22 protein-coding genes, 1 tRNA gene and 1 pseudogene are annotated in these 23,564 nt (G+C 51.0%); 1 reads left to right on the forward strand and 23 read right to left on the reverse strand.

Annotated features, from left to right (window positions below; all coding sequences use genetic code 11):
• Positions 1–17: 17 nt before the first annotated feature.
• The 10 genes from rpoD to rpsU all read right to left on the reverse strand — a co-directional run bounded on the left by rpoD (position 18) and on the right by rpsU (position 10,072).
• Positions 18–1,136, reverse strand: a complete 1,119-nt coding sequence (rpoD, locus tag LJ046_RS07165) for an RNA polymerase sigma factor RpoD (protein WP_002880158.1) — start codon at positions 1,134–1,136, stop codon at positions 18–20.
• The gene (gene dnaG / locus LJ046_RS07170) at positions 1,108–2,946 is read right to left on the reverse strand and encodes a DNA primase (RefSeq protein WP_002880159.1); all 1,839 of its coding nucleotides are present in this window, start codon (positions 2,944–2,946) and stop codon (positions 1,108–1,110) included. Before dnaG ends, rpoD begins: the two co-directional genes overlap by 29 nt.
• A 31-nt stretch (positions 2,947–2,977) precedes the next feature.
• Positions 2,978–5,044 carry a glycine--tRNA ligase subunit beta gene (gene glyS, locus LJ046_RS07175; RefSeq protein WP_002880160.1) on the reverse strand — a complete coding sequence of 689 codons (2,067 nt, stop codon included), beginning with the start codon at positions 5,042–5,044 and terminating at the stop codon, positions 2,978–2,980.
• Positions 5,037–5,948: a glycine--tRNA ligase subunit alpha gene (gene glyQ, locus LJ046_RS07180; protein ID WP_002880161.1), complete on the reverse strand. Its 912-nt coding sequence runs from the start codon at positions 5,946–5,948 to the stop codon at positions 5,037–5,039. The genes glyS and glyQ overlap by 8 nt, the downstream gene beginning before the upstream one ends.
• A 263-nt stretch (positions 5,949–6,211) precedes the next feature.
• Positions 6,212–6,961 carry a DNA repair protein RecO gene (gene recO, locus LJ046_RS07185; RefSeq protein ID WP_002880162.1) on the reverse strand — a complete coding sequence of 250 codons (750 nt, stop codon included), beginning with the start codon at positions 6,959–6,961 and terminating at the stop codon, positions 6,212–6,214.
• Positions 6,961–7,866: a GTPase Era gene (gene era / locus LJ046_RS07190; RefSeq protein WP_002880163.1), complete on the reverse strand. Its 906-nt coding sequence runs from the start codon at positions 7,864–7,866 to the stop codon at positions 6,961–6,963. Before era ends, recO begins: the two co-directional genes overlap by 1 nt.
• A complete protein-coding gene (gene cdd, locus LJ046_RS07195) occupies positions 7,850–8,269 on the reverse strand; it encodes a cytidine deaminase (RefSeq protein ID WP_002880164.1) in 420 nt (139 codons plus the stop codon). Before cdd ends, era begins: the two co-directional genes overlap by 17 nt.
• A 1-nt stretch (position 8,270) precedes the next feature.
• Positions 8,271–8,795: an rRNA maturation RNase YbeY gene (gene ybeY, locus LJ046_RS07200; protein WP_002880169.1), complete on the reverse strand. Its 525-nt coding sequence runs from the start codon at positions 8,793–8,795 to the stop codon at positions 8,271–8,273.
• Positions 8,795–9,742 (reverse strand): PhoH family protein, encoded by a 948-nt coding sequence (locus tag LJ046_RS07205; RefSeq protein ID WP_002880170.1) that lies wholly within the window; start codon positions 9,740–9,742, stop codon positions 8,795–8,797. The genes ybeY and LJ046_RS07205 overlap by 1 nt, the downstream gene beginning before the upstream one ends.
• Before the next feature lie 153 nt (positions 9,743–9,895).
• On the reverse strand, positions 9,896–10,072 hold the full coding sequence (rpsU, locus tag LJ046_RS07210) for a 30S ribosomal protein S21 (protein WP_002880182.1): 177 nt from the start codon (positions 10,070–10,072) through the stop codon (positions 9,896–9,898).
• A gap of 168 nt (positions 10,073–10,240) precedes the next feature.
• Here rpsU and LJ046_RS07215 point away from each other — a divergent pair, with 168 nt between their 5' ends.
• Positions 10,241–11,098 (forward strand): pyruvate, water dikinase regulatory protein, encoded by an 858-nt coding sequence (locus tag LJ046_RS07215; protein WP_002880184.1) that lies wholly within the window; start codon positions 10,241–10,243, stop codon positions 11,096–11,098.
• Positions 11,099–11,157: 59 nt separating this feature from the next.
• Here the strand turns inward: LJ046_RS07215 and LJ046_RS07220 are convergent, their stop codons facing one another.
• The 13 genes and pseudogenes from LJ046_RS07220 to trmFO all read right to left on the reverse strand — a co-directional run bounded on the left by LJ046_RS07220 (position 11,158) and on the right by trmFO (position 23,445).
• Positions 11,158–11,427 carry a hypothetical protein gene (locus LJ046_RS07220; protein ID WP_002880185.1) on the reverse strand — a complete coding sequence of 90 codons (270 nt, stop codon included), beginning with the start codon at positions 11,425–11,427 and terminating at the stop codon, positions 11,158–11,160.
• A 66-nt stretch (positions 11,428–11,493) separates the two neighbouring features.
• Positions 11,494–12,378, reverse strand: coding sequence for a YitT family protein (locus tag LJ046_RS07225; RefSeq protein ID WP_002880186.1), 885 nt, complete (start codon positions 12,376–12,378; stop codon positions 11,494–11,496).
• A 222-nt stretch (positions 12,379–12,600) separates the two neighbouring features.
• A pseudogene (locus LJ046_RS07230) lies at positions 12,601–13,500 on the reverse strand (IS66 family transposase); the annotation flags it as partial.
• Between the two features lie 48 nt (positions 13,501–13,548).
• A complete protein-coding gene (locus LJ046_RS07235; protein WP_002880187.1) occupies positions 13,549–14,733 on the reverse strand; it encodes an aminotransferase class I/II-fold pyridoxal phosphate-dependent enzyme in 1,185 nt (394 codons plus the stop codon).
• Positions 14,734–14,915: 182 nt separating this feature from the next.
• Positions 14,916–16,226 (reverse strand): diaminopimelate decarboxylase, encoded by a 1,311-nt coding sequence (gene lysA, locus LJ046_RS07240; RefSeq protein WP_002880188.1) that lies wholly within the window; start codon positions 16,224–16,226, stop codon positions 14,916–14,918.
• A gap of 158 nt (positions 16,227–16,384) precedes the next feature.
• Positions 16,385–16,456: transfer RNA gene (locus LJ046_RS07245), tRNA-Gln, on the reverse strand.
• Positions 16,457–16,583: 127 nt separating this feature from the next.
• Positions 16,584–17,318: a hypothetical protein gene (locus tag LJ046_RS07250; protein ID WP_002880189.1), complete on the reverse strand. Its 735-nt coding sequence runs from the start codon at positions 17,316–17,318 to the stop codon at positions 16,584–16,586.
• 149 nt (positions 17,319–17,467) lie between these two features.
• Positions 17,468–17,632, reverse strand: coding sequence for a hypothetical protein (locus tag LJ046_RS10045; protein ID WP_002880190.1), 165 nt, complete (start codon positions 17,630–17,632; stop codon positions 17,468–17,470).
• Positions 17,633–18,217: 585 nt separating this feature from the next.
• Positions 18,218–19,114, reverse strand: a complete 897-nt coding sequence (locus LJ046_RS07260) for an aldose 1-epimerase family protein (protein ID WP_002880191.1) — start codon at positions 19,112–19,114, stop codon at positions 18,218–18,220.
• Between the two features lie 85 nt (positions 19,115–19,199).
• Positions 19,200–20,594, reverse strand: coding sequence for an ATP-dependent protease ATPase subunit HslU (gene hslU / locus LJ046_RS07265; protein ID WP_002880193.1), 1,395 nt, complete (start codon positions 20,592–20,594; stop codon positions 19,200–19,202).
• 2 nt (positions 20,595–20,596) lie between these two features.
• Complete coding sequence (hslV, locus tag LJ046_RS07270; RefSeq protein WP_002880194.1) at positions 20,597–21,130, reverse strand: ATP-dependent protease subunit HslV; 534 nt, start codon at positions 21,128–21,130, stop codon at positions 20,597–20,599.
• A 108-nt stretch (positions 21,131–21,238) separates the two neighbouring features.
• Positions 21,239–22,126: a tyrosine recombinase XerC gene (gene xerC / locus LJ046_RS07275; protein ID WP_002880195.1), complete on the reverse strand. Its 888-nt coding sequence runs from the start codon at positions 22,124–22,126 to the stop codon at positions 21,239–21,241.
• Positions 22,126–23,445 (reverse strand): methylenetetrahydrofolate--tRNA-(uracil(54)-C(5))-methyltransferase (FADH(2)-oxidizing) TrmFO, encoded by a 1,320-nt coding sequence (gene trmFO / locus LJ046_RS07280; protein WP_002880196.1) that lies wholly within the window; start codon positions 23,443–23,445, stop codon positions 22,126–22,128. The genes xerC and trmFO overlap by 1 nt, the downstream gene beginning before the upstream one ends.
• Positions 23,446–23,564 lie beyond the last annotated feature (119 nt).

A 23,564-nucleotide genomic window follows, 5' to 3' on the forward strand; every position in this document is an offset into this window, starting at 1 on the left:
CAGCATCACGCTACACATTAATCTAAGAAATCCCGCAACTGGCTGCTCCGGCTCGGGTGGCGGAGCTTTCTGAGGGCCTTGGCCTCAATTTGCCGGATCCGTTCCCGGGTCACTTCAAAATGCTGGCCGACTTCTTCCAAAGTCCTGGCCTTGCCATCATCTAAGCCAAAACGCAAACGGAGGACTTCTTCTTCCCGGTCACTCAAGGTATCCAAAACCTCGGCCAGCTGCTCTTTCAGCATCTCATTGGCCGCGTGCTGTTCGGGACTCATCGCGTCCTTGTCTTCGATGAAGTCGCCCAAATTGGAGTCGTCTTCTTCCCCAATTGGGGTCTCCAAAGAAACCGGCTCTTGGTAAATCTTCAAGATCTCCCTAACCTTCTTGACCGGCAAGTCCATTTCCGCCCCGATTTCTTCCGGTTCCGGGTCTCTGCCTAAATCCTGGAGGAGCTGGCGCTGGATCCGGATCAGCTTGTTAATGGTTTCCACCATGTGGACCGGGATTCTGATCGTCCGGGCCTGGTCGGCAATTGCCCGGGTGATGGCCTGCCGGATCCACCAGGTCGCGTAAGTGGAGAACTTGTAGCCCAGCCGGTAGTCAAACTTGTCGACCGCCTTCATGAGGCCCATGTTCCCTTCCTGGATCAAGTCCAGGAAGTTCATCCCCCGGCCGACATAGCGCTTGGCAATCGAGACAACCAAACGCAGGTTGGCTTCAGCCAGTTCCTGCTTGGCCTCTTCATCGCCGGCCTCAATCCGCTTGGCCAGGGCGACTTCTTCCTCACTGGTCAAAAGGTTGACCCGGCCGATTTCCTTTAAGTACATTCTGACCGGGTCGTTCACCTTCATCCCGGTCGGGGCGTTCATATTGTTCAGTTCCGCCTTTTCAATATTTTCCTGCTTGGTCAGAGCCAGCTTGGAAGGCTTGCCGTCCTCATCAACAATGCTGATCCCGTTGTCTTCAAATTCCTGAACCAGCTGGTCGACGGCCTTGCCCTCTAACTTGTAGGGCTTGATCAAGCGGTCTTCGAAAGCAGCTTCAGTGATTTGGTGGCTAGCCTTTACTCCTTCAACAACCAGCTTCACCGCCTTTTCCAGGGACATCTCATTAGCCTTGGTTTGCTTTTCTTCTGTCACTAACTGCCTCCTCTTCCTGCAGCTTCAGTTGCCTTAGCTGCAAAATTGCCTGTGTTTCCAGCAAAATTGCCGTTTGGTCGTTTCGCCGACGCGCGTCTGCAATCGCCTGCATGTGGCGGTCGATCTCATCATCTATCTTGCACAGGTTGAGTACCCGAACCTGCGCCTCGAGCTCTTCCAAGGTGATTTCCCCTGGCAGCCCGGTCATATCAGTACTAACAATTATACTCTGAAGTTCTTCAGGAATAAAATCCAAAAATCCGCTCAATGAAACATTTTCATGAGTTTCAATGTAATTGAGCCAAAGTTTGGCCAGGCGCTCGTATTCCGGGTTTGGAAAAACAAAACCGTTGACGGTCAAGTAGTCCCGGGCCTCATCAGAATAGACGTAGGCATAAAGCAGGCGCTGCTGGGCCTTTAAAGCCCTGGTGACCGGCTGCGGATCCGCGGCTGGAGCCAAGGGGGCCAGCTCGGGCAGGACTTCGCTGCTGGTATGCTGGTCCACCCGGCGCTGCTTGCGGCGGGCCCTGGACAAGTTGACCTTTAAAGCGTCGAGGGAGACTCCGGTTTCCTTGGCCAGGCGGCCTACATAAAGGTCTTGTTCAACCGGGTTGGGCAAGGCGGCGATTTCCGCTACTGCCTCGCTTAAATAGGCCACCTGCTCGCGCTCATTGTTTAAGTTGTACTTCTTCTTCAAGCGCTGCAGGAAAAAGTCAGTGGTCGAAATAGCCCCTCTAATCGCGGCCTGGTAGCTGTCCGGCCCGTACTGCTTGACATATTCGTCCGGGTCGAGCTTGTCAGGCAGGATCACGATGCTCAGGTCAAAGTTGCCGGCCTGCTTGAAGAGGCCCACCGCCCGTTCAGTTGCGTGCTGGCCTGGATCGTCGCCGTCATAGTTGATGACGACTTGCTTGGTGATCCGGCGGATCATATAGACCTGCTGCTGGGTCAAACTGGTCCCCATGGAGGCAATCCCGGTCTTGACCCCGGCCTTATAGGCCGAAATCACGTCCATATGTCCTTCAAACAAGACCAGGTGTCCCTCTTTTCTGGCATGTTTCTTGGCTTCTGAAAAGTGGAAGAGCAGGTCGGACTTGTTGAAGATGCTGGTTTCCGGACTGTTCAAGTACTTGGGTTCTTCCGGGTCATCGCTGATTCTCCGGCCGGAAAAGGCCACCGGGTGGCCGCTTTCATCACTCATCGGGAACATCAAGCGGTCTCTGAAGCGGTCAAAGAGGCGGCCGTCCTGGCTCTTGACAAACAAGCCGCTTTCCGCCAGCTGGTCATCCGTATAGCCTTCGCCTCGCAAATAGGTCAAGAGTAGGTCGGACTTGCCTGGGGCATAGCCGATCTTAAAGTGCTTGAGCAGGTCATCGTCCAAGCCTCTTTTTCTTGCATATTCCAGGCCCCTTTCCCCGATCTTGGTAGTCATGAGAACCTGCTGGTAAAAGTCCGCCGCTTCCTTGTGCATCTGCATCAAAGGATTCAGCTTGACCGGCTGCTCCTGGTATTCCTGGGGCATGGGGATATTGGCGAATTCCGCTACTCTTTCAACGCTTTCTGGAAAAGTAACTTCTTCCTTTTCCATGATGAACTTGTAGACATTGCCGCCTTTATGGCAGCCAAAGCAGTAGAAGAACTGCTTGTCCGGGTTGACGCTGAAAGAGGGGGTCTTTTCTTGATGAAAAGGGCAAAGACCAACATAGTCTTTGCCTCTCTTCTCCAGTGATACATACTGGCTGATCACGTCAACGATATTTACGCTGCCCCGAACTTCATTGATAAAATCTTCCGAAATTCTTCCAGCCAATTTGCCTCACCCTTTATTAAAAATTTGCTTCTTACTTGATAACCAACTTGCTCAAGTCGCCCAAGCGCTTGGCCAGGTCATTGACAGCTGCCAGCTGGCTCAAGCGGTTGTTCTTGACTGCTTCATCCTTGGCCATGATCATGTTGACGTCGAAGTAGCGGTCGATTACCCCTTGCAAGGCAACGAAGGCTTCGTAAAGTTCAGCATGGTCCTTGACATTTGCCAAAGCTTCAACTCCATTATAAAGGTCTTGTTCGCTTCTGTCTTCAAATAAGCTTGGGTCAACCGGACTAGCCTGGCTGAACTTAGCCTTCTTCAAGATGTTGGCGATTCTAGTCAGACTTTCAACGACTGGCTTGAAGGCCTCGTCGTCATGGTGCTGCTGCAGAACCTTGGCAGCGGCCAGGATCTGTCTTGGGTCTTGTTCGCTTGAAGCCAGAACGGCGTCGATAACGTCGTATTGGTAGTTGTTCTTTTGCAAGAACTGCTTGATCCGGTCACGGATGAAGTCAGCAAGCTGCTTGTCTTCTTCCGCCCCTTGCGGCAGCTTGGCCGGAGTCTTGCCAGACAAAAGTTCCACGATTTCTGGAACAACCTGGTCAAATGGCAGGGACCAGTCTTCATTCAAAAGGATCCGGACAATCCCGTAAGCGTAACGGCGCAAAGCGTATGGGTCGTTTGATGATGAAGGAATCATCCCGGCACCAAAGAAGGCGATAATGGTGTCCAGCTTGTCAGCAACTGACAAGAGGGCGCCGACCTTGGTCTTCGGCAAGTCGCCTTCAGCCGTGGTTGGCATGTAGTGTTCCTTGATGGCGACAGAAACGTTTTCGTTTTCGCCAGCCAGGCGGGCATAGTGCATCCCCATAACCCCTTGCAGTTCAGCGAATTCGCCGACCATTTGGGTTACCAGGTCGAACTTGTACAGGCCGCTTACCCGGTCAAAGTCAGCCACTTCTTCAGCTGACAGGCCGAATCTCTTGGCCAGGTAGTCGCCGATGATCCGGACCCGGGTCATCTTTTCTGCCATAGAACCGATCTTGTCGTGGAAGGAAACGCTGTCCATCCGGTCAACAAAGTGGCTGAGCGGGTACTTGCGGTCTTCATCGTAGAAGAATACCGCGTCATCTAGGCGGGCAACCAGGACCTTTTCATTACCGGAAATCACGTTTTCCAAGTGGTCCTTGTTCCCGTTTCTCACGGAGATGAAGTAGTTGATCAGCTTGCCTTCCTGGTCGTAGACTTCAAAGTAGCGCTGGTTGTCCTTCATGGAAGTGATCAGGACTTCGTCCGGGATTTGCAAGTACTTTTGGTCAAATGAGCCGGCAAAAACAGTCGGGTATTCAACCAGGTTGTTGACTTCTTCCAAGAGGCTGGTATCCAGCTTGATTTGCCAGTTGTGGCTGTTTACCAGGTCGTTGATCTGGGAAACGATCATGTCCTTGCGTTCGTCAGCATCAACGATGACGTATTGATCCCGCAGAGCTTCCACGTAGTCGTCAGCGTTGGCCAAAACCACGCTGTCGCCCAGGAAGCGGTGACCGGCAGTCTTGCGGCCGGCAGTGATGTCCAGGAACTCAACTGGGACGACTTCGCTGCCGTAAAGGGCAACGAGCCAGTGGATTGGGCGGACAAATTCAAAGTCTTGGGAGTCCCAGCGCATCTTGGTCGGGAAGGTCATGGCCTTGATTACTTCATCCAGGCCCAAGAGGATTTCCTTAGCTTCCTTGCCGGCCTTTTGCACGTGCACGTAGGCATATTCCACGCCCTTGAGTTCTTCAAAGTAGATGTCGTCGGCGCTCATCCCCTGGCCGCGGGCAAAGCCGACAGCGGCCTTGGTCCAGTTGCCGTCAGCGTCCTGGGCGATCTTCTTGGCCGGCCCCTTCTTGACTTCGTCCACGTCAGCCTGCTTTTCATCCAGTTCCTTGACCAGGACAGTCAGGCGGCGGGGAGTTGAGTAGGTCTTGATTTCCTTAAAGCCCAGACCGTTTTCCTTTAAGAACTTGCCAGTTCTGTCAGCCAGCTGCTTGACTGATTTGCTGACCACGTGGGCTGGCATTTCTTCAACGCCGATTTCAAATAAAAAGTCTTTAGTCATTGCTTACCTCCGCCTTTGCTTGTGCACTCTTCAACAATGGGAAGCCGCGCTTTTCACGTTCTTCCACAAACTTAACCGCTACTTCGTGAGCCATGTTGCGGATTCGGTGCAGGTAGCCGGCCCGTTCAGTTACTGAGACTGCCCCCCGGGCGTCCAGCAGGTTGAAGGTGTGGGAACACTTCAAGATGTAGTCGTAAGCCGGGTGAACCAGGTTCTGGCCCAAAAGGCGCTTGGCAATTCCTTCGTAAGTGTCAAAGAATTCCAGCAGTTGCTTCTGGTCGCTTTCTTCAAAGGCGTACTTGGAGTGTTCGTATTCAGGTTCCTTGAAAATGTCCCGGTAAAGGACGCCGTCGCCCCATTCCAGGTCAAAGACTGAGTTAACGTCCTGGATGTAGGAAGCCAGCCGTTCAACCCCGTAAGTGATTTCGCCCATGGTCGGCTTGACGTCCAGTTCGCCGACAGTTTGGAAGTAGGTAAATTGGGAAACTTCCATCCCGTCCAGCCAGACTTCCCAGCCAACACCGGCACAGCCCATGGATGGGTTTTCCCAGTTGTCTTCAACGAAGCGGATGTCGTGTTCCAAAGGTTCAATGCCCAGAACCTTCAAGGAGTCCAGGTAGTATTGCTGGATTTCCAGCGGAGCCGGCTTTAAAACGACTTGGAACTGGTGGTGCTGGAAGAGCCGGTTCGGGTTGTCCCCGTAGCGCCCGTCAGCTGGCCGGCGGGAAGGCTCAACGTAGCAGGCCTTCCAAGGTTCAGGCCCGACTGCCCGCAAGAAGGTGTATGGGCTCATCGTCCCCGCACCCTTGTTTTCATCATATGACGGCATGATCATGCAGCCTTTTGAAGCCCAGAACTGTTCAAGCTTGAAGATCATGGTCTGAATATCTAATTTTTGTGCCATAGTTACCTCCTATGCAATGCCATAAAAAAAGCCTATGCAATTTCATTTTTGCATAGGGACGAAAAAGTATTCGCGGTTCCACCCTAATTCAGGAAGCCTATTTGCCTCCTGCTCTTAATTAGCTTGGCTAGAGGGGCCTTTTCCCGCTGTATCCTTCCACCAACCGATACTCGCTGCCGCGGTACTTTTTTATTTCCTCATCATTACCAATACACAGTCTATTTTACCACAAATTCCTTTTCTTTTCATATTTTTTAGAAAAATCAGCTGCCCCGAACCTCATTTAAAAAGCGGAGGCTGGGCAGGTGCAAATCCACTGTTGCCTGGTAGATCTGGGCGATGGCCCGCCGGCTTTCCTTTTTCAAATCTTCGCCGATCTGGATCTCTCCTAAACGGCTGATTGGTAAAAGGGCCAGGGTTCTGATTAAGGCAGTAGCCTTTGGCGACAGGTGCAGGCGGCTGACAGAGCGGAAATGGTCGCTGCAGACTACCCCGCCGGCAGTGATTGAATAGTCAAAAATTCCTTTTTCCTTGCCGCAGATCACGCAGGCCCCCAGCTGAGGAGCTACCCCGAAGGCATCCAGGAGCTGCAGCTGGACAATTTGGGCAATAATTTCCGGGTCCTGGCCGGCCACGATCCGGTTAAAGGCCACTAGCAAAAGGTCATAGTAGCCCCCCAGTTTCTGGTACTCGCTGAAGGCATGGTCAGCTAAGTCAAAAAGATAAGAAAGATAGGCATTTTTGTCCAGGTCGGTAAAAAGCTCATCGTGCTGGCTGAGCTTCTTATAGGTCCACAGCTGGCTGATCCCCTTGTAGCGGGTCAAGATGCCAAAAGTCCCTTCCGTAAAGGGCAAAACCGCGGCGGCCAGCTGAGACTTGGGCCGCATCCCACCTTTGGCAATTACGGTGACGATTCCCAGTTCCTTGGTCCAGAGCTTGGCCAAGATGTCAGCCTCTTTATACTGCTGCCTTTTAAAAAGCAGGCCGTGGACATCGAGTAGGTCAGCGGCCATTAAAGTTCCTTCTTGTCATAGCCGATGGACTTGAGGAAGGCCGGGTCCTGCCGCCAGTCGCGCCGTACCTTGACCCAGAGCTTCAAGTTAACCTTCTCGCCCAGAAGATTTTCGATTTCTTTTCTGGACCGCATCCCGATCTGCTTAATCATGGACCCTCTTTGCCCGATAATGATCCGCTTTTGCCCGTCTTTTTCCACAAAAATCGTGGCATCAATCTGCAATTTGCCATTGATCCGCTGGTTCATCTGGTCAACCCAGACAGCGGTTGAGTGGGGAACTTCCTGGTCGGTCAAGCGGAGGATCTGTTCTCTGATCATCTCAGCCACCACGAAGTATTCCGGCCGGTCGGTTACTTCATCTGAAGCGTAGTATTGCGGTCCTTCTGGCAGGTAGTCCTTCAAGGTCTTGAGCAAGTCGTCGACCCCGTTGCCCTGCCGGGCGGAAATTGGCAAAAATTCCGCGAACTTGCCGACGGCCTGGTAGGAGTCGATGATTGGCAAAAGATCATTTGGGTGAACCTGGTCGATCTTGTTGATAACCAAAAATACCGGAATATCCAAATCCTTCAAAAGACCGGCCACGTATTCCTCGCCCTTGCCGGCTTCTTTAGCGTCAACCATGAACATGACTAAGTCAACGTCCTTTAAAGAAGACAGGCTGGCCTTGTCCATGTATTCGTCCAGGTCGGAATGGCTCTTGAAAATCCCCGGCGTGTCGACAAAGACAACTTGCATGTCATCTTCAGTGTAGATGCCGAAAATCTTGTTTCTGGTAGTTTGCGGCTTGGCGGAGGTGATCGCCACCTTCTGCCCGATTAAGCGGTTCATCAAGGTTGACTTGCCGACATTTGGCTGGCCAACCAATGCTACGAAACCTGACTTGTGTTTACTTGTTTGCCCCATCTTGAATGTCCTTTTCTGTGAAATGGTATGGTATCAATTGCTCAACTGTAAAGTGCTCATAGTCCCCCTGGCTGTCGGTCAGAATTACTTCCGTTTCCGGAGCCATAAATTCGCTCATTACCTGCCGGCAGGCCCCGCAAGGGGAGATTGGCCGGTCAGTGTTGCCGATGATCAAAAGGCACTTGATCTTGCCCGGCCGGCCAGCGTTCACCCAGGAGAAGATCGCCGTCCGTTCGGCGCAGTTGGTCAAGCCAAAAGAAGAGTTTTCAATATTGACCCCGGTAAAAATTTCTCCCGCGTCTGTCACTAAAGCGCTGGCCACGTGAAAGTGGGAATAAGGGCTATAGGCATCCGCCAAATGGTCCTTGGCCAGCAAAAAGAGTTTTTCTTCCAACTCGTTCATGCTATTTTCCTCTTCCTTCGTCTAATTGGTCCGGATAAAGGGGCAGGCCATATTCTTCCAAAACCTTGCCCTGGATGCCAAACATTTCCTTGGCTTCGTCTGGCTCGATGTGGTCATAGCAATTTAAGTGCAAGTAGCCGTGCACGATCGTGTAGCCAAATTCCCGGTCAAAGCCGGTGCCATATTCCTTGCTGTGGCGCTCGATGACACTTGGGCACATGAACAAGTCGCCAATGTCTTCGGTAAAGTCCGGGTCCTGGGTGAACATAGCCAGGTCCAGGCCGTCGTCGCCGTCTTCAATGGCGAAAGAAATCACATCGGTTGGCCGGTCTTTATCCCGGTAGTCCCGGTTGATAGCCTGCGACCGGTCTTCGTCAACAAAGTTGATGCTCATTTCCTGGGCATTGTCCTTGCCGATTTCCTTTTTCGCCATGAGGAGCAGCTGCATGATCCAGTCTTCCCAGTCCCGGTCTCCCTTAGTCAAAAAGCCGACTTCATCGCTGTAGCTTACGTCAATTCCCTGCATTATTTTCCTTCCTCTTCATATACCTTGATAATCTTTGCTACGACTGGGTGCCGGACAACGTCAGCCGCACTGAATTCCACGAACTCGATCTGGTCGATCCCCTGCAGGATATTGCGGGCCGTAATCAAACCGCTGTGGGCCTTGCCAGGCAGGTCGATCTGGGTCATGTCCCCGTTGACCACCATCTTGGAGTTAAAGCCCAGCCGGGTTAAAAACATCTTCATTTGGGCGTCAGTCGTGTTCTGCGCTTCGTCTAAAATGACGAAAGCTTCTTCCAAAGTCCGGCCTCTCATGTAAGCAAGAGGAGCGATTTCGATAACGCCCCGCTCCATCAAGCGGTCAGTTGGTCCCTGCCCTAAGATGGCATAAAGGGAGTCATAGATTGGACGCAGGTAAGGGTCAACCTTTTCCTTAAGGTCCCCTGGCAAAAAGCCCAGGGATTCCCCGGCTTCAACTGCCGGCCGGGTCAAGATGATCTTGGAGACCTCTCCCCGCTTAAAGGCAGCAACCGCGCAGACGACAGCCAGGAAGGTCTTCCCTGTCCCGGCGGGCCCTATCCCAAAGACCACGTCGCTCTTGTTGATGGCTTCAACATAGTTCTTCTGGGTCATATTCTTGACCCGGACTGGCCGGCCCTTAGCATCTCTGATCAAGATCTGCTTGTAGAGGTCGCCAAAGTATTCAGTTGTCCCCCGGTCAGCCATTTTCATGGCGCTGACCACATCGGCCGGAGTTAGATTGATCCCGTTGCTGGCTATCCCGTCCAAGGCCTTTAAAACCCGCAAGACGGTCTCCACCTGCTCTTCAGGTCCAGCAACCTTGATCTGACCACCCAGGTCAGTAACGATAACCTCATAGCCTTCTTCGATCAGCTTCAAATTGCTGTCATTTACGCCCACCAGCTTCTGGACATTTTCGCTGCTGTGGGGCAAAAACTTCTTTTCCAATAAAAGAACTCCTTCATTTTCAAACCAGCGGGCAAGCACATCTCTGTCCGCCAGACTATACTCTTCTAAACCAATGATACACGATTTAGGCCAAAAGAGAACACGGAAAATAAGCAAGAAAAAAGCTCCCGTTTTCACGAGAGCTTCAGTCGATTAATAATGTCTACGCTTGCGAGCGGCCTCGGATTTTAACTTTCTACGAACGCTTGGCTTTTCGTAGAATTCACGCTTGCGGTATTCTTGCAAAGTACCACTTCTAGAAACGGAACGCTTGAAACGACGAAGAGCATCATCAATAGACTCGTTTTCGTGAACGATAGTCTTAGCCATGTGTGATCCCTCCTTCCATTTCTTGGCATTGCTGCCATAAACATATGTCTAAATTATAGCAAAAATTGACTAATCGTCAATAGACTGGACAGATTTTTTGAAAAGTTTTTTGGGCTAAGGCCCAGAAAGCGCATTATCCGGTATAATAAAGTTGATGAGGTGATCTATATGACTGAAAATAAAGCAGAAAACAAGCAAACAGAAAAAACTGAAAAGATGGAAGTCAACATTATCATTATTTCCGACTCAGCTGGGGAAACGGCCTTTAACAACGCCCAGGCGGCTGCCGTCCAGTTCCCTGACGCCGAAGTCAACTACCGCCGCTATCCTTTCATTGTTAACGAAACGAAGCTGGCCGCTACCCTGGAAGAAATCGAGCAGTACCCTAACCTGGTCATCGTCTACAGCATGCTGGATGAGAAGCTGCAATTGCCGATCATCAAGTTTGCCCGAGAACACAAGGCTAGGTACATCGACATTTTGTCTCCGATCATTGAGGCTATCAGCCAGACGACCCATATGAAGCCGACCGGCCTGGTTGGGGCTAACCACCAATTGACCAACAAGTACTTCAACCGGATCTCCGCCATGGAATTCGCGGTTATGTACGACGACGGCAAGGATCCGCGGGGCTTTTTGGAAGCAGACGTTGTCTTGTTAGGTGTCTCCCGGACTTCCAAGACTCCCCTTTCCTTGCTTTTGGCTAACAAGGGGCTTAAGGTGGCCAACTTGCCGCTAGTACCGCAGACCCACATACCAAAGGAAATCTACCAAATTGACCCGAAGAAGATCATTGGTTTGACCACCGATCCACAAGTGCTCAACCGCATCCGCCGACAAAGAATGATCAGCTACGGGATGGACCCCGACACTGCCTACTCCAACATGGACTCCATCAATGCCGAACTGGACAGTGCCATGGCCTTATACAAGAAGCTGGGCTGCTTCGTGATCAACGTGGCTGAACGGTCAATCGAAGAAACCGCGGCTTTGATTATGAACCACCTGGGTTACGAAGAAGATTAATTAAATAATTGCGTAAAAAAACGCGCTGCTTACAACAAACGTAAGCGAGCGTTTTTCTTTTACTTCAGCGGACTTTCATCCATTCTGAAGACTTCTCCAGAAACTGGATCAACTAAAATGAAGTATTCATTCTTGCCGTTCTCGCGCAAGCTGTCAGTTACGCTGAAGACGTAAAAATACTCTGACCGCTTGTCTGGACTGGTCTTAGTCATCAGCAGCTTGACATTGTGGTGTCCATGCTGTTTAGCGTAAGTAGTGGCGATCTCAGTCGCCAAATCCAAGCCTATATATTTTGGTTGATAGCGGCTATTGTCCCTTTCATCTGGCATCTATTTCACCAACTCACTTAACCTCCATAACACAAATATAATTTGTTTTTTAACATTTCTCAATAGCTAAACGACTTTTTGTTCTCTAAATCTGCCATAAACTTTCTGGACTTCCGTGACACTCATGAAGACAAAGGGATCACATTTTTCTACTGTGGTCTGGACGTCGTAGAGGTCGTAAGTGTCGATAATTGTTAAAAGGACGGTCTTTTCAGTATGCCCGTAGGCCCCTTCCACGTCGTGGAAGATAGTGATCCCGCGGTGCATTTTTTCTTGAATCCCTTCGATGATGGCATTGGGATGTTCAGTAACAATCATTACCTGCAGCTTGTTGTGCTGAGTGTAGACTGAGTCGATGAAGTGGCCGTTGATGAAAATGTTCAAGGCCGTGTAGAGGGCTCTGGACCAGTCAAAGAGAAAGCCGGCGATCAAAACGATGATCAAGTTGACCAAGATAGTGAAATTGCCGTAGTTCATACCAGTTTTCTTCCTGACCACGATGCCTAAGATGTCCAAACCACCTGTAGAAATCCCACTCTTCAAAGCCATACCAGTGCCGATCCCGTTGACTGCTGCCCCGAAAATGGCGCAGAGGATTGGGTCCAGGCTAACTTGGGTCGGTTGGATGAAACGCATCATGATCGTGGACATAGCAACCGCGAAGATGGTGTAGGCAGTAAACTCACGGCCGATCTTGAACCAAGATAGGATAAAGAGGGGTACGTTCAAAGCAAAGTACATCACTTCTGTTGGGATGGTAAATGGCATGTAGCGGCTGGTCACAGTGTTGACGATCTGCGCGAAGCCGGTGATCCCGGAAGAATAGATGTGGCCGGGATGCCAGAAGAAGTTCAGGGCTACGGCAACCATAACTGAGTATAAAATTGCCGTCCCGATTTTTACCAAAAAGCCGTAATTGCGTGAAAATCGATTTAAATCAAACAGCTTCATTTTTCTGCTTTCCTTTCCGTTGTAACAGGATCAGCAGCTATTGGCTACTGGCCTTGCCCCGCCTATATAAGAAGGCAAAGCGATGAATATCCTTATTTATGATACAGCTTTTTCATAAATCATTAGGGCTTTCCCAACAATTTTTGTAAGTACCCAATAGCAGAGTATATTAAAATCCCATCCTAGCAATGCTAAGATGGGATTAATCAGTTTATGGGACTTTTACTTACAGTGGAGCTGAACATTCTCAGCCCATGGTAAATAGGCTTCCAGACGCTGAATGACAGCTTATTGGGCGGCTTGTCTAGAAGATAGTTGATGTATTTGAATTGATCCAAGCCATTTTGCTTGGCGGTTTCGAGTATGCTCATAATGATTGCCATGGATTTGGCGCCTGTACTACTCTGTGAAAAGAGCCAGTTATTGCGTCCCATGACGATCTCTTTGACTGCTCGTTCTGCTCTGTTGTTGGACAGTTCAAGGCGACTATCTTTTAGAACGTTTATGAACTTGTCTATGTGCTTCATGCAATACTTGAAGGCTGTCCCCAGCTTACCGGAAGGCAACACGGAGATTGATTTCTTGGAGCACCAGTCGGAAAACTTCTCTAGCAGAGGCTTTAATTCGGACTGGCGCTTTTCGTATCTCTCTTCAGCGGAAAGGTCTTCCCAGGCGCGCTCCAGGCTAAACATTTGACTACAGTAGTTGATCCCTTGATTAGCCACCAAAGTCGCGTCGGACTCTATAACCTTGTCTTTAAGCAAGATATTGATCACAATGAAGGTATCCGCTGAAGCCTGCCAGGAAATCCCATGCTTCGGCGCCTTTTCGTGATCCATGGTGATACAGGACAATCTGCTTCTCGGCATGCTTGCCTGACAATAAGGTCCAGACGTAGTCTTTAGCTCTTTCACTGTCTAAGACTCGATATGGCGTCTCATCTGCGTGAATTACATCCTGCTTTAGCAGCTCTTTTCTGGCACAGAAGCTGCCGATCTCTTTCAGCTCGTGCTGGCAGTCTGGACAAGTAAGATCATCCAAACGATGATGAACCTCCTCGCCCGGCAGAGAATCTAAGATGTCTTGCTTTTTACCGACTTGCTTGCGTCTCTTATAGGTAACTTAAACTTCCCACTTACAAAAGTGGGAAGTTTAAGTTAATAAAAATTATTATTCTGCTTCCACAAACTTGGTAATCCGCTTGAGAGCCTCTTTTAAGACTTCATCGCTGGAAGCGTAGGACATGCGGACATAGCCGGCCCCGCCAGCCCCAAAGTAGCTGCCCGGGATCACGCCGACTCTGGCATCCTTTGCCAAGGCCTTGGCAAAGCCTACGTCGTCACCCTGGTACTTTTCAGGAATCTTGGCAAAGATGTAGAAGGCCCCGCGCGGCAAAGCCATGTCAAAACCCAGCTTCTTCAAGCCCTTTTCCATGAAGTTGACCCGGCGCTGGTAGATATCTCTGAATTCCTTCGGGTCATCCAGACCGTTGGTCAAGGCTTCAATGGCCCCAGCTTGCACGTTGTTGGTCACGACCGTGATCATGAAGTCGTTCATCTTGCGAACGCTAGCCATGATTTCAGCTGGCCCGCAGATATAGCCCAGCCGCCAGCCAGTCATGGCGTGGGACTTGGACAGACCGGAAATAAAGATGGTTCTGTCTGGAATGTAAGTAGCCAAAGAGTAGTGCTTGGCATCCCCGTAGATCAGTTCGGAGTAGATTTCATCACTGATCGCGTACATGTGGTGCTTCTTGATAACTTCAGCCAGGCCTTCGATAACTTCCTTAGGGTAGGTTATCCCGGTCGGGTTGGTCGGGTCGTTCAGCATAACAGCCTTAACCCCCTTGCCTTCCCGTTCAATGACTTCTTCCAGCTTTTCCGGGGTCAAAATAAAGCCGGTGTCTGAAGTGTCGACTTCAACTGGAGTAGCCCCAGTCAAGCAGACCAGCTGCATGTACATGGACCAGACTGGAGTAGGCACGATCACCTTGTCGCCATCGTTCAAAAGGGCGGACAAGCTGCAGTTCAAGGCTTCGGTTGCCCCGACCGTGACGGTAATTTCACTCGCCGGGTCATAGTCAACCCCGGTCACGCCCTTAACGTACTTGCTGATGGCCTGGAGCAGTTCCGGCTTGCCTGACTGCGGGCCGTAGTGGCTGTCATTGTTTTCAATGTCCCGGATGGCTGCCTGCTTGATGTGTTCCGGGGTATTTAAGTCCGGTTCACCCAGGGTCAGCTTGACAACATCATCGAACTGGGAAACATACTTGTCAAAACGGCGGATATCTGAAGGAACCACGGCGTCGAGCTTGTGGTTGATAATCGGCAGTAAATCTTGTGCTAATTTTGGCATTGGAAAAAACCTCTTAATTCAAATCAAAAAGAACAATAACTTAACATTTAAGCCTATTTTAGCATAGTTTGTTAAGGAAAGCGGCAGATATTAGCTAACTTTGTCCATTTTTCCTCAAATTAAAAATGATTTTCTTAATTATATACCAGGCAAAAGTTTATTTTGTTAAAAATGTCCCGGGATTATTTTTGATATTTTAAGTCGTTGGCAATCAAATCGTCATAGCTTTCCCGCTTGATCACCAGCTGGTCAATCCCGTCCTCAGCAAAAACCACGGCCGGACGCGGATTGCGGTTGTAGTTTGAGGCCATGGAATAGCCATAAGCGCCGGTACTTAAGAGGGCAACTACGTCACCTGGTTCGGTTTTTGGTAAAGGACAAGACTTGATCAAGATATCCCCGCTTTCGCAGTACTTGCCGACCAGGTTGACCCTTTCTTCATCTTCTGCCTGAGGGCGGTCAGCAACAATGGCTGAATATTCTGCCTGGTAAAGAGCTGGGCGGATATTGTCCCCCATCCCCCCGTCAAGGGCGACATAGCTCGGGTAGCCAGGCAGGTCCTTTCTTGAGCCGACAGTATAAAGGCTAAAGCCCGCAGGGCCGACGATCGACCGGCCTGGTTCAATCCAGATGGCCGGCAATTTCAAATTGTTTTCCTGACACTTGCTTTTGACTTCTTTAACAATGGCCCGGACGAATTCCTCAGCCGGAAGCGGCTGGTCCTGGTCAGTATAGTGGATGCCAAAGCCGCCCCCCACATTCAAGATGTCCGTTTTATAGCCGTATTTCTCTTTCCAGGCACTAGCCAGCTGGCAGAGCTTGTCTGCGCAGCCCACGAAGCCCCGGACGTCAAAAATTTGCGAGCCAATGTGGGCGTGAATGCCGGCCATCTTCATCCGCGGATTGGCCAGGACCAGTTCCAGGGCCCGGTCAGCCTGGCCGCTTTCCATATCAAAGCCAAACTTGGAGTCCACCTGGCCAGTCTGGATATATTCGTTGGTGTGGGCACTGATGCCGGGGGTAACCCGGAGCATGACCTTGCTGCTTGCGTCTTTTTCTTCCAAAATCTGGCTGAGCAAGTCAATTTCATGGAAGTTGTCCAAAATAATGACCCCGACTCCCTGGTCAACAGCCATTTCCAGTTCTGCCCGACTCTTGTTGTTGCCGTGGAAACTCACCTTGTCCATAGGAAAGCCCGCCTTCATGGCCGTCCAGAGTTCCCCGCCAGAGACGACGTCGGTGTGGCCGCCTTCTTCATTGATGACCTGGTAGATGGCCAAGCAGGAAAAGGCCTTTGAAGCATAGCTGACTTCATAGTCTACCCCTTCTTCTTCAAAGACCCGCTTAAAGGCCCGGATTGCCTGGCGGATTTTCCCCACGTCAAAAACCTGCAGGGGGGTCTGGTACTTGGCTGCCAGTTCCAGGGCATCTACCCCGGCAATCTGCAGGTGGCCGGCTTGATTGACATCGCTTGCTTTAATTAATCCGTTCACGCTTTTACCTCAGCTTTTTTTCTAAAAAAATTAATCAACTTAACTAATAAGTTTAGCCTTCTCCACCTGCCTGGTCAAGGCAGACAGGCTGAGAAAAGAAAAGAGCAAGAAAGATAGAAAAAACAAAAAAGACACCCGACTGGGTGTCTTCCTCACAATTGCGTTAGCTGGATTCGAACCAGCGCATGACGGTACCAAAAACCGTTGCCTTACCACTTGGCTATAACGCAATCTTCAATTCAACCAAGGGACGGCTCCTCGCATCCCCCGACCAAGTAATATCATACTTAGCTTTTTAACTCTTGGCAAGCCTTTTTTACAAAAAATTTGCCTTAGCCAAGATTCACTTTAAAAAGATTAACCATTAACCAGCTTTTTGGCCTTTTTCTCAGCCTTCAAGGCTTCAAAATAAGTCCGTTCTTCTTTCACGTTGCCCAAGGCAATCGTTCCCCGCTTCTGGTTGATGCTCAAGTCATCGATAATCGCATCGACCAGCTCCCAGAAATAGGGACTGACAGCGGCTAAATCATCGCTCTCCCCTACGCAGAGGTGGGCTGCCTGGCTCATCAAGAGCCAGGCCCGGCCGGCTTCTTTCTGCATCTTCTGGTGGGCCTTCTCCAGGGTCTGCCGGGAACTGAGTTCCAGGCGCTGAGCCTGCTTTTGAAAGTCTTCTTCACATTCTTCTTCCACTGCCAGGGCAAAAACGATCACTTCGCCCAGGGCCCGGCTGGCAAAAGCAAAGTAGCCTTCCCCGCCCTTTCCCCGGCTGGCCACTAAAGCTGCCCGCAGCTGATTCAAAAGGGGGGCAAAGTCCGCCGCCGGGTCGAGCTGGCTGCTGGAAAGGCTGGCGTAAAAGGCCGCCTGCTGGTCCCCTTCTTCCGCTAAGGCCAGATACAGCTGCCTGGCCTGCTTGAAGCGCTTGGCCCGGTAGGCCTGCTTGGCTTCAGCATAAATCTCCGCCTGGTCGGCAAGGTCAAATTGCCGGCGCAACTGGTCAGCTGAATAGGCTGTCCCACAGGTCTGGCAAACAAAACGGCTGCCTTCTTTTAACAAATCTCTTTGCCCGCAAAGCTCACACTTGATTTTTCTCATTGGCTATTTCCCCATGTTGACTTAATTTATGGGCGACTTGTAACCGCTTACCAGTCGATATTATAGCAAAGGTTTGTGAAAAATACAGATTAAAAAACAAAAAATCAAGACCCATTTTGGTCTTGATTTAAAGAATGATGTTAATAAACTCAGTTGCTCTGCGTGCTTTCTGCTCCCGGGGCAACCTCGATCATGAATTCTGAACTGGTCCAGGTCGACTTGTCTGGGTAGGTGACCAAAAAGGCAGTGTAGTAGCTCCCGGCCCACTTGAAGTTTGGCACTCGGGCAAAGCGGAAACTGGTCTTCTTAGGCACTTTTGCCCGCTTGGTGATCAGGCGCTTGGACTTCTTGCTCTTCTTATTAGCTTTTTATGCTTTTTGGCCGTCTTCTTCGCCTTCCAGGTATGGTCATAAACGCTGACGGTTACTTCCTGGCTGGTCTCCATTGAATTGTCCGGATAAAGCAGGCGGATCCTGGTCTTATATGTCCCCGCCTTGGTGAAATTGGGCTCGGGCACGAATAATAAACCGTATTAGCCGGTAGGCTTTTAGCATTCTTGACCAGCTCCTGGGCAATCCGGTATTCGCCTTCCCGTACCTAAAAGTTTCTAACTTCTGGATTATATTCATCTGCCTGGCTGTCTTGGCTTTCCTAGCCGGCCAAAAGGCAAAGGGACATAAGGGCAGCGGCCGTTAGGACGCTATATAGCTTCGTCATTTTTTATTCTTCCAAAACAGAATTCAAGCACTTTTTTGCAAGCACATACTTTATAAGTTAATTATAGTCCAAATCGTTTTATTTTTTTGTCCGCTTTCAGAATGTTTGGCCAGCTTTTTTCCATAAAAAAAGCTGCCAGAATCTGGCAGCTCATGCAAAAAATTATCTTTACTTTCTAACTCTTATTCGCTCTGGACCTTGCTGTGGAAGGACATGCGGAAGCTGGCTTCGAAGTCTTCCCCGCTTGCCAGCCGGTTCATCCCCTTCTTATCTTCCAGGTCCCCGTCAGTATCGGTAAGGTCAGCGATCCCCCACCATGGTTCGATGCAGACGTAATCAGCCGTCTTTGGGTACTGGGACCAGATGCCCACGTAAGGAGCTGAATCAGTTCTGACATTGATGTGGAAGCGGCTGGTTTCCGTCTTGATGGAGAACTTGTTGTCCGGGTGCCGCATCACCAACACCATGGCATCATCCTTAAAGAGATCGTCAGTGATCGTGATCAAGGATTCAGTTGGGGCCAGGAACCGCTTTTCCCAGTTGAGCAGGCCGCCTTCCAGCGGCACCTGCACCCGGGGCTTGGCCGGATTGACCTGAAGGTAGAAGTCATCCTTCTTGACCCCGTCTTCAACCGGCAAGGCAAAGCCCGGGTGGCCGCCGACGCCGAAGATCATGTCCCCTTCACCCTTGTTAGTGACGTGGAAGCTTTCCTTGATCATGTTGTTCAAAAGCTCATAGCTGACCCGGAATTCAAACTTGAAAGGGTAGACAGCTCTGGTTTCTTCTGTGTCGGTCAAAAGGAAGGTCAGCTTTTCCTTAGTCTGCTCTTCCAGGGCAAATTCCATGTTGCGGGCAAAGCCGTGCTGTCCCATGTGGTAGGTCTGGCCCTGGTAGCTGTATTCATCATTCTTCAGCTTGCCCACGATCGGGAACAAGACTGGAGCATGCCGGCCCCAGACTTCCGGGTCAGCCTGCCAGATGTATTCATTGCCGATGTGCTTACCAATGACGCTCTGCAGCTCTGCCCCGCGGCTTGATACCGTAACCTTCAGAATCTCGTTTTCGATAGTATAATCCATTATTTGCCCCTTGATACTCTTATTTTTTCTAAACTCAATCGCATTTTTACACTAATTCAGGAACAATTTGATAAAAATCCCTCCTTTACAGGATGAACTTGGTCAGGTCCTTGTTCTTGACGATATCGCTCAATTTCTGTTCGACATAGGCCTGGGTGATGGTGATTTGTCCCATTTCCATGTCCGGCCCTTCATAGAGAACTTCTTCCAGCAGCTTCTCCAAAATCGTAGCCAGGCGGCGGGCACCTATATTGTCCGTCCCCTGGTTGACTTCAAAGGCAATTTCAGCAATCTTGTCGACTGCTTCAGCCGTGAAGACCAGGTCAACCCCGTCAGCCTTCAGCAAGGCAATGTACTGCTTCAAGAGGGAGTTTTGCGGGTCCTTCAAGATTCTGACGAAGTCATCCTTGGTCAAGGCGTCCAGCTCAACTCTGATCGGGAACCGGCCCTGCAGTTCCGGAATGAGGTCGCTCGGCTTGCTTTCAGCAAAGGCCCCGGCCGCGATAAAGAGGATATGGTCGGTTGAAAGCGGACCGTACTTAGTGCTTACGGTTGAGCCTTCAACGATCGGCAGGATGTCTCTTTGAACCCCTTCTCTTGAGACGCCGGCGGAGTTGCGCTTATCAGCCGCGGTAATCTTGTCGATTTCGTCGATGAAGATGATCCCGCTCTGCCCGGCCCGGTCCATGGCCTTTTGGTAGATGTCGTCATAGTTGACCAGCTTCTTTTCTTCTTCTTGGACCAAAAGCTTTCTGGCCTGGCTGACCGGCAGGGTCCGCTTGACTTTCTTCTTAGGAAGCATGTCACCCAGCATGCTGGACATGTCCATCCCCATCTGCCCCATCATGTCGCCCATTGGGTTGGCCTTTGGAGCTTGTTCAACTTCGATGGTGACTTCTTCGTTTTCCAAAAGCCCCCGGTCCAGCTTTTCAGCCACGCTGAGTCTTTGGTTTCTGATCTCGTCAGTAACTTCTTCTGTTTCTTCCGGCATCCCGCCGCCAGCCAGCAGGCTCTGAATCATTTCCTGCATCTGCTGCATCTGGTTTTGCCGGTTGTTGCGCTTAACGCCTGGTACCAGCAGGCGGACCAGGGTCTTGTTGGCCTGGCGGATGGCCTGGCTTTCAACCTTGACAAATTCTTCTTTTTCCACGATCCGGACAGCTTCATTGGCCAGGTCCCGGACCATGGATTCAACATCCCGGCCCACGTAGCCGACTTCGGTAAACTTGGTAGCCTCAACCTTGACAAAAGGCGCGTCAACGATATCAGCCAGGCGGCGGGCGATTTCCGTCTTCCCGACCCCGGTTGGCCCGGCCATCAAAATGTTCTTTGGCGTAATGTCCTTTTGCACATCTTCTGGCAGCTGGGCCCGGCGATAGCGGTTGTACAGGGCGATAGCCACGGACTTCTTGGCCTCATTCTGCCCGACGATGTACTTGTCCAGCAGGTTAACGATCTGCTTTGGAGTTTTCTCTCTCATCCCTATTTTTCCTCGATTTCATCCGTAACAATCTCGTGGTCGGTAAAAACATCGATGTCCGCAGCTATGTTGACTGCTTCCTTGGCGATTTCACTGGCCGTCATCCCGCTGGCATGCCGTAGCATCCCCACGGCCGCTGCCTGGGCATAGTAGCCGCCTGAGCCGATGGCCACCACGCTTTCGTCTGGTTCGAGCACTTCCCCGTTGCCGGAAATCAAGAGCAGGTCCTGGTCGTTAAAAGCAATAACCATGGCTTCCAATTTCTGCAAGGTCTGGTCTTTCCGCCAGGACTGGGCCATTTCCACGGCTGCCCGGCGTAAGTCGCCGCTGTAGCTTTCCAGCTCTCCTTCCAGCATTTCCTGCAGGCTGACGGCATCCGCCACCCCGCCGGCAAAGCCGATCACCACTTGGTCGTGGTAAATGCGGCGGATCTTCTTGGCCGTGGTCTTGGCGATGATGCTCTTGCCCAGGGTCACCTGGCCGTCGCCAGCAATCGCCGTCTGGCCATTGTATTTTACTGAACAAATCGTTGTCATTTTCTTCCTCCGTTTGTTTGCTTTTCTATTGATCGCGTTACTTAAAAATCTTGCTAAAAAGCGGAAATGATTGCCGCTTTCCAAACATTTTCATAATAACACTTTTCCTCATTTTCGGGGAAAATGCTGGCGATATTCCGCCGTAAGATGCTGCATGCTAACATGAGTATAGATCTGGGTCGTAGACAAGTCCTCATGGCCCAAGAGCTCCTGCACGCTCCTGAGGTCTGCCCCGTTGTTGAGCATGGCGGTGGCGAAGCTATGGCGGAGTTCATGGGGGTGGGCACCAGCCGTCAAGCCTGCTTTTTGAAAAATTTGCTGGACGGCTTTGGCAATCCCCCGGCTGGAAATTGGCCTACCGAGCTTGTTTAAAAAGACTGCCTCGGTATCTGGCTCATTTTTCAATAAACTTGGCCGGGCTGCCTGCAGATATTCCTCCAAGTACTTTTTGCTCTCTTGGTCAAAAAAGACATAACGGTCCTTATTGCCCTTGCCGTGCACCAAAATCATGCCGTTTTCCAGGTCAAGCTGCTTAATTTTCAAGTCAGTTAGTTCGCTCAGCCGCATCCCGGTCGCGTAAAAAAGCGCCACAATTGCCCGGTTGCGGACTGTTAACGGTTTGCCATCGTTTAGCGAGCGGATGACCTGGCCGACTTCATCTTGGTAGAAAAATTCCGGCAGCTTTTTCTTCCCTCGCCTAAGCTGAATGGCCACGGTCGGGTCAGCTTTGACCAAACCCCGTCTGGTCAAAAGTCGGTAAAAAGACTTAAGGCTGGATAATTTTCGGGATAAAGTGCTGGATGCCAGCTTTTGCCCGGTTGCCAGCAGGTAAATTTCCAGGTCCCGGCGGGATATTTGATCCCAGCCTGGAAAGCCCCCGTTTTCCTGCCAGAATTTCTTAGCTGCTGCCAGGTCCTTTTGGTAGGCCAGGACGGTTTTGGGGCTGTAAGAGCGCTCATTTTTCAAGTAGGAAAGAAACTGCTCTTCAAGGGTCATTAGTCAGCCAGCTTCTCTGCCTTAAAGGCGGCCAGGTCGGCCAGGCCCCGTTCACTGATCTTTTCGTGGCGCTCGCGCTTGTTTCTGATCTTCTTGCCCTCCAGGCCCGGAATCAAGGCAAAGCTGGCGTTCATTGGCTGGAAGTGCTTGGCATCAGTGGTCGTAATGTAGTGAGCCATAGAGCCAAGGGCAGTGGTTACCGGGAATTCAACCGTCTCTTGCCCCAGGGCTTCTCTAGCCGCGTTAATCCCGGCGACCAGGCCGCTGCCGGCACTTTCCACGTAGCCTTCCACCCCGGTCATCTGGCCGGCAAAGAAGAGGCCTGGCCGCTTTTTAGCTTCATAGCTGGCCTTTAAAACTTTCGGGCTGGCCATGTAGGTGTTCCGGTGCATCTTGCCGTAGCGGACGAAGCGGGCGTTTTCCAGGCCAGGGATCATTTGGAAGACCCGCTTTTGTTCCCCGTACTTGAGGTGGGTCTGGAAGCCCACGATATTGTACATGGAGGCAGCAGCGTTGTCCTGGCGGAGCTGAACGACAGCGTAAGGAGTCTTGCCGTCCTTCGGGTTCTCCAGGCCGACTGGCTTTAAAGGACCAAAGAGCATGGTCTTGGCCCCCCGGGCCGCCATGACTTCGATCGGCATGCAACCTTCAAAGACCTCGCTGTTTTCAAAGCCGTGCATTTCAGCAGTTTCCGCGTGAACCAGGGCATTGGCAAAGCGATCGTATTCTTCCTTGGTCATCGGGCAGTTGAGGTAGGCGGCTTCGCCCCGGTCATAACGACTCTTCTTGTAAACGATGTCCATGTCAATGGAGTCAGCCGCGATAATTGGAGCGGCCGCGTCAAAGAAGTGGAGGCTTTCGGTGCCTTCAAAGTCCTGGATCTTTTCTGCCAGGCTATCGCTGGTCAAAGGACCGGTCGCGATAACGGTGATGCCTTCACTTGGCAGGTCAGTGATTTCTTCATCGTGAATGGTCACTTCCGGCAGGCTGGTCAATTTGTCGGTCACATACTTGGAGAAAAGCTCCCGGTCAACGGCTAACGCCCCGCCGGCTGGAACCTGGCAGGCATCAGCCGCTTGCATGATCAAGGAGTCCATCTGCCGCATTTCTTCTTTCAAGAGGCCAACAGCGTTTGAAAGCTGGTTGGACCGCATGGAGTTGGTGCAGACTAATTCCGCAAAATTGCCGCTTTCATGGGCCGGAGTCATTTTCTTTGGCCGCATTTCGTACAAGTCAACCTTGATCCCTCTTTTGGCCAGCTGCCATGCTGCTTCGCTGCCGGCCAACCCAGCGCCAATTACCGTAACTTTTTCTGTCATTTGATTCAATCCTTCGCTTAAAAATTATTTACTTACCATTTTACCGAAAAAGCTTCTCCCTGCCTAATCGCACGCTCTGAGCAAAAAATGCCACCAAGGGCCTTGGTGACATCTTTGCT

The sequence above is a fragment of the Lactobacillus delbrueckii subsp. jakobsenii ZN7a-9 = DSM 26046 genome, assembly GCF_001888925.1.
Classification (GTDB): Bacteria; Bacillota; Bacilli; order Lactobacillales; family Lactobacillaceae; genus Lactobacillus; species Lactobacillus delbrueckii.

Excerpts from the sequence above, each read along its gene's own strand:
- rpsU (WP_002880182.1), bottom strand. The coding sequence starts at position 10,072 with ATGGCTAAGACTATCGTTCACGAAAACGAGTCTATTGATGATGCTCTT.
- LJ046_RS07250 (WP_002880189.1), bottom strand. The coding sequence starts at position 17,318 with ATGAGAAAAATCAAGTGTGAGCTTTGCGGGCAAAGAGATTTGTTAAAA.
- ybeY (WP_002880169.1), bottom strand. The coding sequence starts at position 8,795 with ATGCAGGGAATTGACGTAAGCTACAGCGATGAAGTCGGCTTTTTGACT.
- LJ046_RS07235 (WP_002880187.1), bottom strand. The coding sequence starts at position 14,733 with ATGCCAAAATTAGCACAAGATTTACTGCCGATTATCAACCACAAGCTC.
- LJ046_RS07215 (WP_002880184.1), top strand. The coding sequence starts at position 10,241 with ATGACTGAAAATAAAGCAGAAAACAAGCAAACAGAAAAAACTGAAAAG.
- glyQ (WP_002880161.1), bottom strand. The coding sequence starts at position 5,948 with ATGGCACAAAAATTAGATATTCAGACCATGATCTTCAAGCTTGAACAG.
- LJ046_RS07225 (WP_002880186.1), bottom strand. The coding sequence starts at position 12,378 with ATGAAGCTGTTTGATTTAAATCGATTTTCACGCAATTACGGCTTTTTG.
- hslU (WP_002880193.1), bottom strand. The coding sequence starts at position 20,594 with ATGAGAGAGAAAACTCCAAAGCAGATCGTTAACCTGCTGGACAAGTAC.
- LJ046_RS07260 (WP_002880191.1), bottom strand. The coding sequence starts at position 19,114 with ATGGATTATACTATCGAAAACGAGATTCTGAAGGTTACGGTATCAAGC.
- recO (WP_002880162.1), bottom strand. The coding sequence starts at position 6,961 with ATGGCCGCTGACCTACTCGATGTCCACGGCCTGCTTTTTAAAAGGCAG.
- hslV (WP_002880194.1), bottom strand. The coding sequence starts at position 21,130 with ATGACAACGATTTGTTCAGTAAAATACAATGGCCAGACGGCGATTGCT.
- xerC (WP_002880195.1), bottom strand. The coding sequence starts at position 22,126 with ATGACCCTTGAAGAGCAGTTTCTTTCCTACTTGAAAAATGAGCGCTCT.
- LJ046_RS07220 (WP_002880185.1), bottom strand. The coding sequence starts at position 11,427 with ATGCCAGATGAAAGGGACAATAGCCGCTATCAACCAAAATATATAGGC.
- glyS (WP_002880160.1), bottom strand. The coding sequence starts at position 5,044 with ATGACTAAAGACTTTTTATTTGAAATCGGCGTTGAAGAAATGCCAGCC.
- cdd (WP_002880164.1), bottom strand. The coding sequence starts at position 8,269 with ATGAACGAGTTGGAAGAAAAACTCTTTTTGCTGGCCAAGGACCATTTG.
- era (WP_002880163.1), bottom strand. The coding sequence starts at position 7,866 with ATGGGGCAAACAAGTAAACACAAGTCAGGTTTCGTAGCATTGGTTGGC.
- trmFO (WP_002880196.1), bottom strand. The coding sequence starts at position 23,445 with ATGACAGAAAAAGTTACGGTAATTGGCGCTGGGTTGGCCGGCAGCGAA.